This window comes from Belliella pelovolcani (assembly GCF_900156785.1).
GTDB classification, from domain to species: domain Bacteria; phylum Bacteroidota; class Bacteroidia; order Cytophagales; family Cyclobacteriaceae; genus Belliella; species Belliella pelovolcani.
Window position 1 is genome coordinate 86,135 of record NZ_FTOP01000003.1, and the last position, 16,173, is coordinate 102,307.

Below are 16,173 nucleotides of genomic sequence, written 5' to 3' on the forward strand. Positions count from 1 at the left end.
TTTTATCATTTTAAAAAGAAACCTGGTGGGTTTTTCTTGTCATTTTTAACCTGACTAAGTAGGATTAGAGGTTAGAATTATATCTTTTCAATCTTATTTCCATCATGGTCCAAAATCAACTTTCCACAAAATATCCAATAGTATCCACCAGTATCCATTAAATTCATTTGTTTCGTAGAACATCTATTTCTAAATATTTCAATTGTATTTCTACCATATTTCAAAAACAAACTTCCCCTCAAAATATCCATCAATATCCACTAATATCGATTAATATCCTTTTTATCCCCCAATCTTAATCATACTCCGGTTTTCGATTTTATCGGCCTCTGCTTTGGTGTAGTCCTGAGAAAACTGTCCCCCAAGGGCTGCATACTTGTTCCAAACTGATAGTCTAATCAAGGGTTCAATGTCTTTGCCTTCCCTCAAAGCCCCTAAAATATCCATCTCTTCTTTTCCGAAAAGGCAATTCTTCATTTTACCATCTGCTGTAATCCGCATCCTATTGCAGGTACCGCAGAAATGCTCGCTCATGGTAGTGATAAAGGCAAAAGTCCCCAAATGCCCAGCCGCCTGAAAAGCTTTTGCGGTATCATTTGGAGCATCTTTGAGTTTGCTGACAATGAATCTCTCTTTGACCATTTCCAGCATTTTGGCTGCTGTGAGTACCTTATCCTTGTTCCATAAGTTGCCTGCAAAAGGCATGAATTCTATAAAACGGACATGTAAAGGAAGGTTTTCGGTAAGCTGAACAAAGCCCAACAATTCCTTTTCAATGATACCGTTCAATGCAACCACATTGATTTTCACACGGAAGTTGTTTTCCAGTAAAAGGTTGATGTTTTCCCAGACCTTTTCGAATTGATCTCTTTTGGTGAGTTTGTAAAAAGTTTCCTTATTGAGCGTATCAAGGCTTATATTGACCTTTCTGATATCGGCGGCTTTGAGTGATTCAAGGTGTTTGTCAATCAAAACACCATTGCTGGTCAAGGTAAGTTCAACGGGGAGTTTGGAAAGGGAATGGATGATGTCAGTAAACTCCTTTCTTACCAAAGGTTCACCTCCGGTAAGTCGGATTTTTTTTACCCCAAGTTCCACAAACTTTTTTGCGATTGCTTCAATTTCATCCGGCTGCATCAGGTGCGCATTAGGCATGCTCTGAATATCCTCTTCAGGCATGCAATAGCTACAGCGGAAATTGCAACTGTCTGTCAGGGATATTCTAAGGTAATCGTGCTTGCGTTGAAACTGGTCTTGAAGCATTGAAATGATTTTAATTCAAATTTGCTTAAACAAGGTAAAGACTTTTTGAATTGTTCCCTAAAAAACGGAAAATACATTAGTGGTAATTAAATACTGTCAGACTTTTTGAAATCTTTTTTTTAGCTGTTTTCCAGCTTTTCGGGATTTTGGCTGTTCGGGATTTACAATCCCGAACCTAGATAAAGAGGATTTGAAATCCTTATTTCCGGTTTAGGGTAAAATGGAATTAGAAATTCCTTTTATCTGTCCTCGAAATTGCCAGCTTTTCGGGATTTGCAATCCCGAACTTCAGATAAAATGGATTTGCAATCCTTTTATCCAGGACAGGGTAGAACGGAATTAAAAATTCCTTTTATCTGTCCTCGAAATTGCAAATTTCGAGGAGCAGGGGAGCAGGGGTTATAAAGGACTTAATTCAATCTTACTTTTTCTTAAACCATAAAATTCACCACAACTGCTGTTGATATACTCCTCTTCTTTTTCAACTATTCCTGCTCTCACAGGATTCATGTGGATATATCGTATTTTGGATTCTAAAAAATCTTTTGAATAAATTTCCTCACCATGGTAGCCGTGCTCCCAAAACCAAATATTTTCACCTTTCTTGAGCAACCACAAGAGCCAGCGCTTTCTACTTTCCCTTGGATTGTTTTCTATTGCCTTATAAATCGCTTTTGAAGTGAATTTTCTTAAATCTCTGATGATATCACTTAATGGTATTTTATCACTGCCTAGTAATAAGTGACAATGGTTGGTCATAATTACCCAACAGTAAACTTTTAAGCATTTATTTTTTTGACAATATTGGATGCTTTTGATTAAAATGTCAATGTATTCCTCCCTGGTAAAAACATCCACCCACTGGTGAACGGTGAATGTGACATAGTGCATTGCAAATTGATCTTTGACAGTATATGAAAAAGCCATAATCGAAAAATTTAAAGTGATACTAATCTATTCAAATTAATAAAAATTAGGGAGAGATTAAAATGTTTATTTGGATAAGAGTGGAAATGGAATTAGAAATTCTTTTTACCTGTCCTCGAAATTGCAAATTTCGATGAGCGTGCTATTCGGGATTTGCAATCTCGAACCTAGATAAAGAGGATTTCAAATCCTCTTTTCCGGTTTAGGGTAGAATGGAATTAGAAATTCCTTTTATCTGTCCTCGAAATTGCAAATTTCGAGGAGCAAAGTTTATTTATTTCGAATTTTCTCCAAATCTTCAGTGCTTCTGTGGCAAGGGAAAAATCTTAGTTTCGCCAGACTAATTCAAGTTCGGGATAATCTGTAATTACTAGGTTTGGCTTTTTGCTTTGAGGTAAGGTCTTGATTGTTTCTTTTTCGTCTACGAAGTGTTGTAAATAATATTTTCCCTTGTAGCCTTGGTGATGAAGGAAACTAGCCATTTTCGAAACCTTTTCTGCGTTGATCAATTCTGAATGGACGGTTGTCCTTATTTCAAAGGGAACATTGTGGCCTTTCAATACTTCCAGACTTTCTCTAAACTGCTCAAAAAAATCAGAGTGGGTGATGCTTTCAAAATCTTCCGGCAAAGCTTTGAAATCCAGTGCGACATAATCCACCAATCTTTCATAAAACAAATCTTCAAGTACGTGAGGGTGGCTTCCATTGGTATCTATTTTGACTTTCATTCCAAGGCGCTTTACTTCCGAGGCATAGTAGGGTAGGTCTTGGTGCATCGTGCACTCCCCGCCGCTGAAGACAACACCATCAAGCAGGTTTTTCCTTTTTTCTAAAAAGCTAAGCACTTCATCGAAACCGACCTTTCCTTTTCCTTTGACGATTTCAGGATTGTAGCAATAGCCACAACGCATATTACAGCCTGCAAACCAAAGAATGCAGGCTGTATGATCAGGATAATCCAGCAGCGTAAATGGAGTGATACTGTAAATTGGCTTTTTGACCATTAAGTTTATTCTTTGAAATGGGTTCTCTGTTTGTGTTCCCCTTTTTTGCCAACGTTAAAACTTTCTACTGGCCTATGGTAGCCCATGACCCGGGTATATACCAGACATTTCGTCCTTTTGTCTTCATGTTGGGAAAGTAGGTTTTTGGTTTGGCGTTCTTTGATTTCAGTTTGCATGATTATATTGATTTTGGTTTAAATTATCTAATAGGATGTCATCGCATTTTGGACAGAATTCATGTTCACCGTTCAGATATCCATGTACTGGGCAGATGCTGAATACCGGGGTGATAGTTATGTATGGTAGTTTAAAATTGGAGAGTACTTTTTTGACCAAGTTTCGGCAAGCCTCTGCTGAAGATATTTTTTCCCGCATGTACAGGTGGAGTACCGTGCCTCCGGTGTACTTGCATTGGAGATCATCCTGTAGCATCAATGCCTCGAATGGATCATCGGTATGATCTACAGGAATCTGCGAGGAATTGGTATAGTAGATGTTTTCCTTCATTCCAGCCTGAATGATATCATCAAAGCGTTTTTTGTCTTCCTTCGCAAACCTGTAGGTAGTGCCTTCGGCAGGAGTGGCTTCAAGGTTGTAAAGGTTACCTGTCGCCTCCTGATAGACTTTCATCTTCTCCCGGATATATTCCAGGATATCTGCCGCCAATTTTTGTCCTGAGTCAAAAGTGAGGTCATCCACACCATCAGTGAAGTTGAGGATCATTTCATTGATGCCATTGACACCGATGGTGCTGAAGTGGTTTCGGAAATGGGGAAGGTACCTTTTGGTATAAGGGAAAAGACCTCTGTCATACATTTCTTGGATAAATTGTCGCTTCTTCTCCAAGGTAGATTTGGCTATTTCCAAAAGATGATCCAACCTTTGATAGAGTCCCTCCAAGTTACCTTTGTAGATATAGCCTAACCTTGCCATATTGATGGTGACTACTCCAATGCTTCCGGTCATCTCTGCCGAACCAAAAAGTCCATTTCCTCTTTTCAGAAGTTCGCGAAGATCCAGTTGCAGTCTGCAACACATGCTGCGCACAGCATTGGGTTTATAAGCATTTGGGTTTTCAACCCTATTACCTGATTCATCAAAGGTGTATTGACTTCCTATGAAGTTTTGGAAATATGAAGAGCCGATCTTAGCAGTATTTTCGAACAACATATCCGTATTTTCACCATACCAATCAAAGTCCTCCGTGATGTTGACAGTAGGAATGGGAAAAGTAAAGGGCTGACCATTGGCATCACCTTCTGTCATTACAGAGTAGTAGGCCTTGTTGATCATGTTCATTTCCTTTTGAAAATACTTATAGCTCAAATCTTCCAAGCTGTTTACACCTCTGATTTTGGCGATTTCCAGTAGTTTTTCATCTTGGATAAATTTGAACAAATGAATGTCATTTTTAGTGGGGATCTGATCTTTTAAGTCCTCAGGAACTACCCAATCCAAAGTAATATTGGTAAAAGGAGACTGTCCCCATCGGGCAGGGACATTGAGGTTGTAGACAAAGGAGCGGATGGCTTTTTCTACATCTTTTTGGGAAAGTTGGTCTTTGAAGACATAGGGTGCCAAATAAGTATCAAAGGAACTGAATGCCTGTGCACCTGCCCATTCGCTTTGCAGGATTCCAAGGAAATTGGCCATTTGACCAAGTGCCTCTCTGAAGTGGGAGGGAGGCCGGCTTTCAACCCTGCCTCTTACACCATTGAAACCTTCATTGAGCAAAACCCTCAGGCTCCAACCTGCACAATATCCGGTCAGACAATCCAGGTCATGTATATGAATGTCTCCATTGCGGTGCGCATAGCCTTCTTCCTTGCTATAAACCTTGTCGAGCCAGTAATTGGCAATGATTTTTCCTGCCACGTTATTGACCAACCCGGCATTGGAGTAGGATGTATTGGCGTTGGCATTGATGCGCCAGTCGGTTTGATGGATATATTCTTCAATAGTCTGCGTGCTGTCCACGTAGGTTGTGTCTTCATTGAGTCCGGCCACATGTTCCCTTTGCAATTTGCGCGTATGCCTGTAGAGCATAAAGGAGCGCATGACATCAAAATACCCGAATGCATACAGTTCCTTTTCGATGATATCCTGGATCTCCTCTACTGCCCAGGTCGTTTTGTATTCTAAATGCTCGAGGACTCTTTTAAAAGTGAGGGAATGATAGGGTTGATGCACACTCTGAAATGCCTTCATCAGGGCATCTTCTATTTTGAAAGGTTCAAATGGGGCGTATTCCCCGTTTCTTTTGATGACAAATTGATTCATAAGCTGGGTTGATTTGATAGTTTAAGTTCACAAAACTTTTTCAAGGTAGAGCCAATAGTATGCTTCAGAAATAGAAATGGTCATGTTTTGAGTTGAGATATATCATGAAAAACTAATAAAAGATAAAATTATCTTTTAATGGAAAAGTTGATATATTTGTCTTCAGAAACTAGGGGAGCTATGCTCTTCTTTCTTATCAAATAAAAACGGATAAAATTATCCGACTTAATATGAGACTCTTGAAGCCACTTTATGTATTTCCATTGGTTTTGTCAGGGCTGTTACTTGGCATTTCAGGTGGTTTTGTGAGGTTAGGCTTTTTAGACTGGAATATTTCGGGAACTGCAGCTCAGCATGGTGTATTGATGGTTGGAGGTTTTTTAGGAACCTTGATTACGCTGGAGAGAGCGATGGTGATGAAAAATAGACTTTGGTTGTTTGTTGCTTTTTTAAGTGGTGTTTCCATCCCGGTTTTGTTGTTGCCGGGGTGGAGCACTTTTGGCCAGGTTTTATTACTTGGAGCCAGTATTGGTTTGGTGATCATCATTTACCTGCAGAGTATCAGACATCCCCAACCTTATCAATATATCATGTCTATAGGTGCTATTTCTTGGTTTTTGGGGAATTTCACGATGATTTATACTGGGTTTATTCCAGCAGCAGTTCCTTGGTGGATGGGGTTTTTGTTGTTTACCATTGTTGGAGAGCGGTTAGAATTGAGTAAGTTTTTGCCTACACCGTCTTATGCAAAGAAAGTTTTATATGTGTTGTTGGGGTTAAATTTTATAGGCATGTGGCTTCCTTTTCATGGGATTGGTAATTGGCTTATGGGAGGTTCAGTGATATTCATTGCTTTCTGGTTATTGCATTTTGATATGGCAAAAGTCGCTTCGAAAAAAGAGCGACAGTTCAAGTATATAGGAATAGGTTTAAGGGTAGGTTATTTGTGGCTGGTTGTAAATGGTTTGGTGCTTTGTTTTATGGAAATGCACCCTTTGTTTTATGACCTTTACTTACATACTTTTTTTCTGGGGTTTACATTTTCTATGATTTGGGCACATGCGCCAGTCATCTTTCCCATGATCATGAATATCAAAGAAAAACCCTATCACCCAATCCTATGGCCCGCTTGGCTGATCTTTCAATTGACGCTAATAGGTAGGATAGGGAGTAGTCTATTGAAATTATCAGATTGGAGATTGTGGTTTGGTGTGGCTAATGGGTGGTCAATTTTAATCATTTTTGCTTTGATGGCGCTAATTGTCCTTACTAAGATCACGTATTCTAAATTTTATCAAAGAATCAATACTTCTGTTCGTGTTCAAATTAAAAACACAGAGAATAAAGTCACAGAACAGTCTTGAAATTCATTTGCCTTTTGAGAAACAATCATAGGAATTTTAATAGAGTGCTTTCCCTAAATTTTAAGAAAGTAAAAACCCATTTTAAAAAAGATATATTTATCTTCACTGGAATCAATCATTTATATAGCATTCAATTTGAAAGACAAAATGGACATCAGGTGGAAACAGCGGTTTGAAAACTATCAAAAGGCTTTTGGTCAATTAAAGTCTGCGATTGAAGACAATGGAGTGAACCCAATTGATATTATCAAAGAAGGGATATTACAACGTTTTGAATTTACGCATGAGTTAGCCTGGAAAGTGATGAAGGATTACCTTGAATTTGAAGGGATTCAAAATATTACTGGTTCCAGAAGTGCCACTAGAGAAGCATTTAATATTGGATTAATTCAAAAAGGACAAATTTGGATGGACATGATTGAAAGTAGAAATAAAATAGTACATACATACAATCAAGACGTATTGATTGTAGAGTTTAAGAAAGTAGTTGAAGATTACTTTGTGCTATTTGAAGCGTTTGAGGAAAAAATGAAATCATTGTTATGAAGTTTGGTTTAGATCATAAAACGATTGAAAAAATTCAAAAAGTGTTTGAAAAATTTCCTGAAGTAGAGGAGGTGGTGATTTATGGTTCAAGAGCCAAGGGAAACTACAGAGAAGGATCGGATATTGATATTACTTTAAAGGGAGAGCGCTTAAAAGAAGACTTACTTTCGATGATTTCGCAGGAAATTGATGAGCTAAATACTCCTTATCTTTTTGATATTTCTATTTTTCACAAACTAAAATCACCTTCACTGATTGAACATATCAATAGAGTAGGGAAGGTCTTTTACAGGCTCAAAGAAAAAGTCTAATCCTGTTATAAAGACATTTTTATCCTTAATTTAGCAAGAAATAGTATTTATATGTTTTCAAAAGCTTGTCAGTACGGAATCAAGGCAGTCATATATATATGGTCACAAAGTCTCAAAGGGGTAAAAGTAGGCGCTAAGGAGACGGCAGAACACGTGGATGCTCCCGAGCCATTTACTGCCAAAATCCTCCAAGAACTAGTCAGAAAAAAAGTCATAGGCTCTCAAAAAGGCCCTTCTGGTGGTTTTTATGCGGGGACAGAACATGAAAAACTCACCTTACAAGACCTCGTGATAGCCATAGATGGAGATGGACTTTTCAGTGGCTGTAGTCTTGGATTGAAAGCATGCTCAGAGACCAATCCCTGTCCGTTACATCATGAAATCAAAAAAGTAAGAACCCATGTAGTAAGCATGCTCACCAAAAAGACACTTAAAGAACTCGCCCTTGAAGTAGAGAGTGGAGAGACTGTCTTGGCTAGATTTGATGTGTAAAATAAAAAAAAGCCAACCGTACGGCTGGCTTCTATGCTTTTATAGACTGACTTTTTCCTTTTCTCTATACTTCTCTTTGATAGTTTCTAATTCGCTGGGCCTTGAAAATGCCATGGCATAAGCTTCTTTGAGCGATTTAGAATTTTTGACATCTCGCACCAAATCCGCCCATTCATGAAAGTTCAGTGTGATTGGATTGTATGAATTCACTTGCTTGGTCAAGCCGTAAGTAGGTCGGTCTTCTTCTGGCATGAAAGTGCCAAACATCCTATCCCAGATGATAAATGTTGACCCATAGTTTTTATCCAAATACTTTTCATTGCTCGCATGATGAACCCTATGATGGGATGGTGTTGTGAAGAAATACTCTATTGGTTTTGGGAGTTTTGTGATGTACTCTGTATGAATCCAGAATTGATACAAAACGGCGATCTGATGTACAATAAAGAATACTACGGGGTGAAAACCTGCTAATGCTACTGGAATAAAAAATATGATCTTGATATGTTGGGTCCAACTCAATCTGAAAGATACAGACCAGTTATACTTTTCAGAATTGTGATGTGTCACGTGTGTTGCCCACCAAAAACGGTTTTCATGTGCAACCCGATGTGCCCAATATCTCCAGAAATCAAGCCAAAACAAGCAAAGTATAAAAGCCCACCAGGTATTGGGAATAGACCATGGTACAAGGTTATAGAAAAACAAAATGATTCCAAATGTAACTACTTTGATTCCAGCGCTCATGGCCACATTAACTAGACCTATGAAGGTTGCTGAAATGGTATCCTTGCCATCATAATAGTCTTTCTTCTCTCTGTAAGAGAAAAACCATTCTAACAAAACCAATCCTATCATAACAGGTGCTGCATACAGGATGATATTTGGTAAATCTAAACTAAAGACTTGTTCTAAGGTGAGTTTTTCTTTGTTCATAAATTTATAAAAAGGAAGATTAATGGTTGAAATCATGTCACTGCTGGGCTTTTTTTTTTAGTTTGCAGGGACCTAGATTTAGGTGATTCCAAGAAAAATGAATGTAGTAAAAACACGAGTTCGTAAGATTGAAATATTGGTAATCATAATCAGGTAATTTTTAAGCTTTTCGTTTTTGAAAAGTACATCAATCTTAAATATAAGTATTTTTTTCAGCGAATGAAAAGTAATAGTTTGTTGATTGATTTTTGTAATGATAAGGTTCTAGGGTTTGGGTTCTTGATTTTATAGGATATTGTCGTGGAATTATTTTTCAAAAAACAATTTAAAAGCGCTAAAACCTGACTTTTATCATAAAGGATATATTTATCCTTTATTAATTTTGATTGTTAATCAAACCCGATCAATATGAAAGATACTTTAAAAATTTTGCTGGGAGCCTTTCTGGTCAGCAGCATGATGGCTTGTGGTGGAACTGGTCTAGAATCTACCGCATCAACACCACAAGCTACAGGAAAATCAGTGGGTCAATCTGGTGTTAAAGATGACGTTTCCAACCCCAATGTTGTGCAAGTCGCGGTAGGGTCAGCTGATCATAGTACCCTTGTTGCAGCCTTGCAAGCAGCAGATTATGTAGATGCTTTGACCAATGTTGGACCATTTACTGTATTTGCTCCAACTAATGCAGCTTTTGACCAATTGCCAGCTGGAACTTTGGAATCACTAATCAAGCCAGAAAATCAGAGAAAACTCCGAGATATCCTTGAGTATCATGTACTTTTGGGAGTGTACAAAAAAGGAGATTTTGTAGCTGGAAGAAAAATGGGGACAGCTGATGGAAGAGCTGTTGAAATCATGGTGAATGAATCAGGAGACGTCTTGATCAATGGAGGTAAAATCCTTGGTACAGTAGAGGCTTCTAATGGGATCATCCATGTGATCGACAAAGTATTGGTACCCAATTGAAAGACTAAATAGAGGAGTTTAGGTGGTTTATGAAAGTCCCAGATAAGTTGTCTGGGATTTTTTATTGACTTCTCTTATCTGATTTAGGGGAGATTTCAAGGAAGTAATCCTTATTTTTGTCAAAATGCGAGAATCATGAGAAAAATTGAACACTTAGGAATTGCTGTTAAAGACCTAAAGGCTTCCAATGAGCTTTTCAAGAAGTTACTTGGACAATCACATTACAAGGAAGAAGAAGTAGGCGGTGAAGGCGTGATGACCTCATTTTTTCAAGTAGGAGAAACGAAAATAGAACTTCTAGAAGCCACTAGACCTGATAGCCCTATTGCCAAATATTTAGAAAAAAAATCTGAGGGGATTCATCATATCGCTTTTGATGTGGAGGATATACATGCAGAAGTTGAAAGATTGAAGTCTGAGGGTTTTGAAATCCTCAATGAAACGCCCAAAGCAGGCGCAGACAATAAATTAGTTGTATTTTTGCATCCCAAATCTACCAATGGTGTTTTGGTGGAATTGTGTCAAGAGAGAAAATAGAGATTATGGAGAATAATAAAAGAACAGAAATAGGGGAGTTAGGTGAATTTGGCCTAATCGATCATTTGAATAAAAGTGTCAAAATCAAAAATTCATCTACCTTCAAAGGTATTGGAGATGATGCCGCTGTGATTGAGGCAGGAGATCATGTCAAAGTGGTGACCACAGATTTGCTTTTGGAAGGTGTACATTTTGACCTTTCTTATGCGCCGCTTCAGCATGTGGGGTTCAAAGCAGTAGCTGTCAATGTCTCAGATGTAGCCGCTATGAATGCTATACCGAAGCAGATTACGGTCAGTATTGCGCTGTCCAATCGTTTTTCAGTAGAGGCAGTAGATGCGCTTTATGCAGGGATCAATGCAGCCGCAGAGCATTATGGCGTAGATGTAATTGGAGGAGATACTACAGCATCTAGGTCTGGCTTGGTGATTTCTATTACTGCAATAGGAGAGGCCAAAAAGGAAGAACTTTCTTACAGGTCTGGGGCCAAAGTGAATGATATCATTTGTGCAACAGGAGATTTGGGCGGCGCATTGGTTGGCTTGCAGATCTTGGAGCGTGAGAAACAGGTATTTATGGCCAATCCTGATATGAAGCCTGATTTGGATAAGTACACGTATGTGACTGGTAGACAACTCAAGCCTGACGCAAGGATGGATATCATCCATGAGCTGAGAGAATTGGGTGTTGTACCTACCAGTATGATAGATATTTCGGATGGCTTGGCTTCTGAGTTATTTCATATCTGTAAGGCGTCTAACTTGGGCGTGACTATCTATGAAGATAAGCTTCCTATCGATAAGCAGACTTTTGATACCGCAGTAGAACTGAATATGGATCCGATCACTTGTGTGCTCAATGGGGGAGAGGATTATGAATTGCTATTTACGATAGATCAAAAGGACTTTAAGAAGCTGGAGAAGCATGCAGACATTCACTTCATCGGCCATACCACCAAGCCGGAAGATGGTAAAAACCTAGTTACCAAAAGTGGGACTGTGGTAGAATTAAAGGCTCAAGGCTGGAAGCATTTCTGATATTTTCACTAGAAGAGGGGAGCGAAATGCTCCCCTCTTCTAGTGAAAATAGTTGTTGTTATGTATATTTATAAAGAATCAACTTTTAACTCTATGAAAGATTTTTTGAGTGGGTCGAAGTTTTATCCGTTGGAGATTGTGATTGATGATAGGGAGCCTGATGCGATGCTTGAGTATCTGCTTTTTTACAAAAACATCATTGTAAGGAAAGAACGGTTGCTTGTAGGGGATTATCTTCTAGATTCGGAATTAATTGTTGAGAGAAAAACCCCTTCAGATTTTAGTGCTTCTATTAAAGATGGAAGATTTTTTAAGCAGGCTGGTAAGTTGGCGAATTCAAAAGTACCTGCTTGTCTGATTTTGGAAGGTCGAAAAAGAGAATACAAGAATTTAGGTTTTAGCAAAAATGCAGTTCAAGCAATTTTAATGTCTGTATCCTTGATTTTCAAAATCCCTATTTTAAGAGCTAAGACTCAGAAAGACACTGTTTCAATCATGCTACAATCTTTTAAACAGCTCACTAAAGATAAATTGGCTGATTATAAATTTCACCCAAGGCTAAAGCCTAAATTCAAAAGTCAGCAATCTGATAAATATTTGAAGCAAAAAATCCACATCCTTGAAGGATTTCCAGGTATAGGAGCTGACCGCGCTGAACTATTGCTGAATCACTTCGGGAATCTTCAAAATATATTCAATGCCCCAGAATCAGAACTGTCGAAAGTGGTGGGAATAGGCAAATCTACTATTGAGAGGATGAAATTGATTTTGAATGAAGGGAATTTTAATAATGCTTAAATACCTCACTCTAAACCAATTATATTACTTCTAACACCTTTAAGCCTCCAATACCGATAAACAGTCTTAACAAATTCCCTAATCTCCCAATCTCCCTAACACACCTTTGCAACTTCGCATGCTTTGCGAGCTCTAGCTACTCCTCAGGAAATGGCACGTACACAAAACTCGTAAACTCCTTGTCCATCACAAATAGACAGCAGAATTCATCTGGGTTTTTGTAGTTTTTCTCAAATTCCTCCAATAAGTCCTCGGCTATCAATTTCCTTTGGATAAATTCATCCACATAAGTGATGTAATAATTCCAGTCTAAGTTCTTTTCTTCTCGTCCAAGAAGCAATTGACCTATGGGCTGCTCTTCTTTGGAAATCGGGAAGATGGGGTATTTGGAAAATTTCCTACTCCTTACTTGGTAAGAAGCTTCTTTGAGTATCTCTGATACCTTGATGAAGTCTTTGGTAATTGTTCCAAGGTATTTACCGTTGAGTTCTGGATCGTTGAAGTCTGATATCATGATTTCAAAGTTAGAAGTACTACATTTTCTACGTGGTAGGTCTGTGGGAACATATCCACAGGCTGGATTTTATCTACTGAATATTTATCAGCCAGCAAAGCCACATCGCGAGCTTGTGTAGCAGGATTACAGCTGACATAGACGATTTTTGGTGCTGCTAGTTTGAGGAGCATATTGACCACATCTTCATGCATACCTGCGCGTGGCGGATCAGTGATGATGACATCAGGACGAGCATGTTGTGCAATAAATTCATCATTGAGCATGTCTTTCATATCTCCAGCATAGAATAGCGTGTTCTCTAGTCCATTGACTGCAGAATTGAGCTTGGCATCTACGATTGCTGCTTCTACATACTCTATACCGATCACTTGTTTGGCTTGTTTGGCCACGAAGTTGGCGATGGTTCCTGTGCCCGTGTACAAGTCATACACTACTTCATCACCTTGTAGCGCAGCAAATTCCCTGGTGACTTTATACAATTCGTAGGCTTGGTCAGAATTGGTTTGGTAAAATGATTTGGGACCGATTCTGAATTTTAAGCCTTCCATTTCTTCTTCGATGTAGGCTTTTCCAGCAAAAGTAACTACTTCCAAATCATGGAAAGTTTCATTTTTCTTTAAATTGATAATGTACAGTAGAGATGTGATTTGCGGGAATTTTTCATGGAGAAAATTCATCACCAGTTCAATCTCATCCTGATTATCTCCGCCAAACTGTACGATGACCATGCTTTCGCCAGTACTTGTGGTTCTGATGATCAAGTTTCTAAGTAAGCCAACTTGGTTTCTGATATCATAAAATGTAAGTGAATTGCTTAATGCAAAATCTCTCAATTCATTTCTGACATCATTTGAAATGTCCCCTTGGAGGTAGCAATGCTCGATATCTACAATCTTATCAAACATCTTTGGGATATGAAAACCAAGCGCATTTCTTTCAAAGTCTGCTCCCGAGTCTATTTCTTCTCTGGTGAGCCATCTATTGTTTGAAAAAGTAAAGTCAAGCTTATTTCTATAATACTGTGTCTGTGCTGACCCTAGTATGGGCAAGACCTCAGGAATATCCACTTTGGCAATTCTCGTAAACTGGTCCACGACCTGTTGCCTTTTGTATGTTTTCTGTAAGTCGTAATTGATATGTTGCCACTTGCAGCCACCACAAGTGCCGAAGTGGGCGCAAAATGGCGCTATTCTGTCTTTGGAGTATTCATGAAAACGAATCGCTTCACCTTCCATAAAGGAACTTTTACCTCTGGTGATCCTCACATCCACCACATCTCCCGGTGCCACACCCTGCACAAATACCACTTTACCTTCATGATGTCCTACGCACTTCCCTTCCGTAGCGATTCTTTCTATAGTCAGGTTTGTGATAACCTTGTTTTTCATTTTTCTCGACATGGGCGCAAAATTAAACAAAAATGTCAATGTAATTGGGTATAATTGAAATATGCATTACCTTTTTAAGTAGGTGAGAATTGAAATTTAGGTTTTATAAAAGGATGATTGTAAAGTTGATTTCTGATTATGGTCAAAGAGAAAAAATCATCTCTAGGAACGCTGAATTAGCTGACGTAATTGAGCTTATTGATATAGAAATAGTATTGAAGCTAAAAGATTAAAAGATTCTCTTGATCAAAATCAGCCCACTCGACAAAACCACAAAAAGTAATAATACACCAAGAGAATTGATCGCTGTCTGCCCGTATCCTATTTCGGCAACATTCACAAAAGGATAAGGGTAAAATCCAGAAAAATGTCCTCTGATCATGATGTAAACCAAATAGACTGCAGGATAGGTAAGCCATGCAGGTAAGAGCTGCCAAGTCAGTTGATTTTTCTTTTCATAAAGATACCAATACACCAGCGTCAAGACAGGAATCACAGTATGTAATAATTCATCAGTGATTTTTTGCAATCCCTCAGGATTCCAAATACTTCTGAGTGCTACTTGATATACTATCCCTACTACAAGAATATAAACTGTGATGGCGCTCAAACTTCCCTTTCTGTTGAAAAATGAGATTTTGTCATTAGTTGTGGTTTGAGCAGTGAAATAGCTAGCGACGAGTGTGTTAGTCAAAATAGTAAAATAGCTAAAAAACCTGACCAAAGCTTCAGGTACTGGAGTCGCTCTATTTTGTAAAGCCAAATATAGCTGAGACAACACTGCAAACCAGCCAATAAGCGCAAATAGGATTGATAGGTTTTTTTTCATGACCTGTAATTTAAATAAAATATCGATTGAACTCTTTTAGATCATGTGGAATTATGATTTATTTGGTGAAATGTTGTAACTTGAATTCATGCAATTACCTAATCGCTTTGCCTTTTCACTGCCATTTCTAATTTTTATCTTTGGGCTCAAAATAAGGGAAAATGAAATTTAAGGATAAAGTAGTCATCATCACCGGCGCAACTTCTGGAATTGGAGAGGCTTGTGCAGCAGCATTTGGACATGAAGGCGCCAAGGTGGTGATCACTGGGAGAAGTCAAGTGAAGTTGGACAATACCTTGTCAAAATTGCAAGGAGCAGGTATAACTTGTCATGGTGTTTTGGCCGATGCGGCATCTGAAGAAGCTAATCAAAAAATGGCTGAAGAAGCTATACAGAAATATGGTAAAATTGATGTCCTGATCAATAATGCGGGGATATCCATGCGTGCACTTTTCCAAGATTTAGATTTGAAAGTATTCAAGCAAGTCATAGACGTGAACCTTTGGGGGACGGTATATGCGACCAAGTATTGCTTGGAGCAAATCACTGCCAATCAAGGAAGCATCGTAGCCATTTCTTCAATCAATGGTTATAGAGGGACTCCTGCAAGAACTGCCTATACAGCGAGTAAATTTGCAATGAATGGTTTCATGGAGTCACTCCGGACGGAGTTGCTTAAGAAAAATGTCCATGTTCTATTGGCCTGTCCTGGATTCACTGCATCCAATATTCGCAATAATGCACTTCAAGCTGATGGCAAACCTCAAGGCGCATCACCAAGGGATGAAGGCGAAATGATGACAGCAGAAGAAGTGGCTTTGGAGATTGTGAAGGCTACATATAAACGAAAAAGGGAAATCGTATTGACAGGGCAAGGAAAATTGGCGGTATTTTTGAATAAATGGATTCCGGGCATCATGGACAAAGTCGTCTACAATGAAATGGCCAAAGAAAAAGATTCTCCATTCAAATAAACTG

At 38.6% G+C, this 16,173-nt stretch carries 18 protein-coding genes; 9 read left to right on the forward strand and 9 right to left on the reverse strand.

Annotated features, from left to right (window positions below; translation table 11 throughout):
• Positions 1-282: 282 nt before the first annotated feature.
• From moaA to BW935_RS04445, 5 genes are all read right to left on the reverse strand, one after another.
• A complete protein-coding gene (gene moaA / locus BW935_RS04425) occupies positions 283-1,263 on the reverse strand; it encodes a GTP 3',8-cyclase MoaA (RefSeq protein ID WP_076498946.1) in 981 nt (326 codons plus the stop codon).
• A gap of 399 nt (positions 1,264-1,662) precedes the next feature.
• Positions 1,663-2,190: an REP-associated tyrosine transposase gene (locus BW935_RS04430; RefSeq protein ID WP_076498947.1), complete on the reverse strand. Its 528-nt coding sequence runs from the start codon at positions 2,188-2,190 to the stop codon at positions 1,663-1,665.
• 326 nt (positions 2,191-2,516) lie between these two features.
• A complete protein-coding gene (locus BW935_RS04435; RefSeq protein WP_076498949.1) occupies positions 2,517-3,194 on the reverse strand; it encodes an anaerobic ribonucleoside-triphosphate reductase activating protein in 678 nt (225 codons plus the stop codon).
• A gap of 5 nt (positions 3,195-3,199) precedes the next feature.
• Positions 3,200-3,370: an anaerobic ribonucleoside-triphosphate reductase gene (nrdD, locus tag BW935_RS18760; RefSeq protein WP_076498950.1), complete on the reverse strand. Its 171-nt coding sequence runs from the start codon at positions 3,368-3,370 to the stop codon at positions 3,200-3,202.
• Complete coding sequence (locus BW935_RS04445; protein WP_076498952.1) at positions 3,360-5,474, reverse strand: ribonucleoside triphosphate reductase; 2,115 nt, start codon at positions 5,472-5,474, stop codon at positions 3,360-3,362. The genes nrdD and BW935_RS04445 overlap by 11 nt, the downstream gene beginning before the upstream one ends.
• 230 nt (positions 5,475-5,704) lie before the next feature.
• Here BW935_RS04445 and BW935_RS04450 point away from each other — a divergent pair, with 230 nt between their 5' ends.
• The 4 genes from BW935_RS04450 (at position 5,705) to BW935_RS04465 (ending at position 8,187) form a co-directional block, all read left to right on the forward strand.
• Positions 5,705-6,838 carry a hypothetical protein gene (locus tag BW935_RS04450; RefSeq protein ID WP_076498953.1) on the forward strand — a complete coding sequence of 378 codons (1,134 nt, stop codon included), beginning with the start codon at positions 5,705-5,707 and terminating at the stop codon, positions 6,836-6,838.
• 147 nt (positions 6,839-6,985) lie between these two features.
• A complete protein-coding gene (locus BW935_RS04455) occupies positions 6,986-7,384 on the forward strand; it encodes a nucleotidyltransferase substrate binding protein (RefSeq protein ID WP_076498955.1) in 399 nt (132 codons plus the stop codon).
• Complete coding sequence (locus BW935_RS04460) at positions 7,381-7,695, forward strand: nucleotidyltransferase domain-containing protein (protein ID WP_076498957.1); 315 nt, start codon at positions 7,381-7,383, stop codon at positions 7,693-7,695. Before BW935_RS04455 ends, BW935_RS04460 begins: the two co-directional genes overlap by 4 nt.
• A 51-nt stretch (positions 7,696-7,746) precedes the next feature.
• Positions 7,747-8,187, forward strand: coding sequence for an RrF2 family transcriptional regulator (locus BW935_RS04465; RefSeq protein ID WP_014772565.1), 441 nt, complete (start codon positions 7,747-7,749; stop codon positions 8,185-8,187).
• A gap of 39 nt (positions 8,188-8,226) precedes the next feature.
• On the opposite strand, the gene BW935_RS04470 is transcribed toward BW935_RS04465, so the two are convergent.
• Positions 8,227-9,123, reverse strand: coding sequence for a sterol desaturase family protein (locus BW935_RS04470; protein WP_076498958.1), 897 nt, complete (start codon positions 9,121-9,123; stop codon positions 8,227-8,229).
• 408 nt (positions 9,124-9,531) lie between these two features.
• On the opposite strand from BW935_RS04470, the gene BW935_RS04475 reads away from it, so the two are divergent.
• The 4 genes from BW935_RS04475 (at position 9,532) to BW935_RS04490 (ending at position 12,461) form a co-directional block, all read left to right on the forward strand.
• A complete protein-coding gene (locus BW935_RS04475) occupies positions 9,532-10,089 on the forward strand; it encodes a fasciclin domain-containing protein (RefSeq protein ID WP_076498960.1) in 558 nt (185 codons plus the stop codon).
• Between the two features lie 135 nt (positions 10,090-10,224).
• Positions 10,225-10,626, forward strand: coding sequence for a methylmalonyl-CoA epimerase (mce, locus tag BW935_RS04480; RefSeq protein ID WP_076498961.1), 402 nt, complete (start codon positions 10,225-10,227; stop codon positions 10,624-10,626).
• 5 nt (positions 10,627-10,631) lie between these two features.
• Positions 10,632-11,663: a thiamine-phosphate kinase gene (thiL, locus tag BW935_RS04485; protein WP_076498963.1), complete on the forward strand. Its 1,032-nt coding sequence runs from the start codon at positions 10,632-10,634 to the stop codon at positions 11,661-11,663.
• A 93-nt stretch (positions 11,664-11,756) separates the two neighbouring features.
• Positions 11,757-12,461 carry an ERCC4 domain-containing protein gene (locus BW935_RS04490; RefSeq protein ID WP_076498964.1) on the forward strand — a complete coding sequence of 235 codons (705 nt, stop codon included), beginning with the start codon at positions 11,757-11,759 and terminating at the stop codon, positions 12,459-12,461.
• 136 nt (positions 12,462-12,597) lie between these two features.
• On the opposite strand, the gene BW935_RS04495 is transcribed toward BW935_RS04490, so the two are convergent.
• The 3 genes from BW935_RS04495 to BW935_RS04505 form a co-directional block, all read right to left on the reverse strand.
• Positions 12,598-12,975, reverse strand: a complete 378-nt coding sequence (locus BW935_RS04495; RefSeq protein WP_076498966.1) for a hypothetical protein — start codon at positions 12,973-12,975, stop codon at positions 12,598-12,600.
• On the reverse strand, positions 12,972-14,378 hold the full coding sequence (gene rlmD / locus BW935_RS04500; RefSeq protein ID WP_076498967.1) for a 23S rRNA (uracil(1939)-C(5))-methyltransferase RlmD: 1,407 nt from the start codon (positions 14,376-14,378) through the stop codon (positions 12,972-12,974). Before rlmD ends, BW935_RS04495 begins: the two co-directional genes overlap by 4 nt.
• Before the next feature lie 217 nt (positions 14,379-14,595).
• Positions 14,596-15,195, reverse strand: a complete 600-nt coding sequence (locus tag BW935_RS04505; RefSeq protein WP_076498969.1) for a Pr6Pr family membrane protein — start codon at positions 15,193-15,195, stop codon at positions 14,596-14,598.
• 161 nt (positions 15,196-15,356) lie between these two features.
• On the opposite strand from BW935_RS04505, the gene BW935_RS04510 reads away from it, so the two are divergent.
• Entirely contained in the window at positions 15,357-16,169 is an 813-nt protein-coding gene (locus tag BW935_RS04510; RefSeq protein WP_076498970.1) for an SDR family oxidoreductase, read from the forward strand.
• The last annotated feature ends 4 nt before the right edge of the window (positions 16,170-16,173 follow it).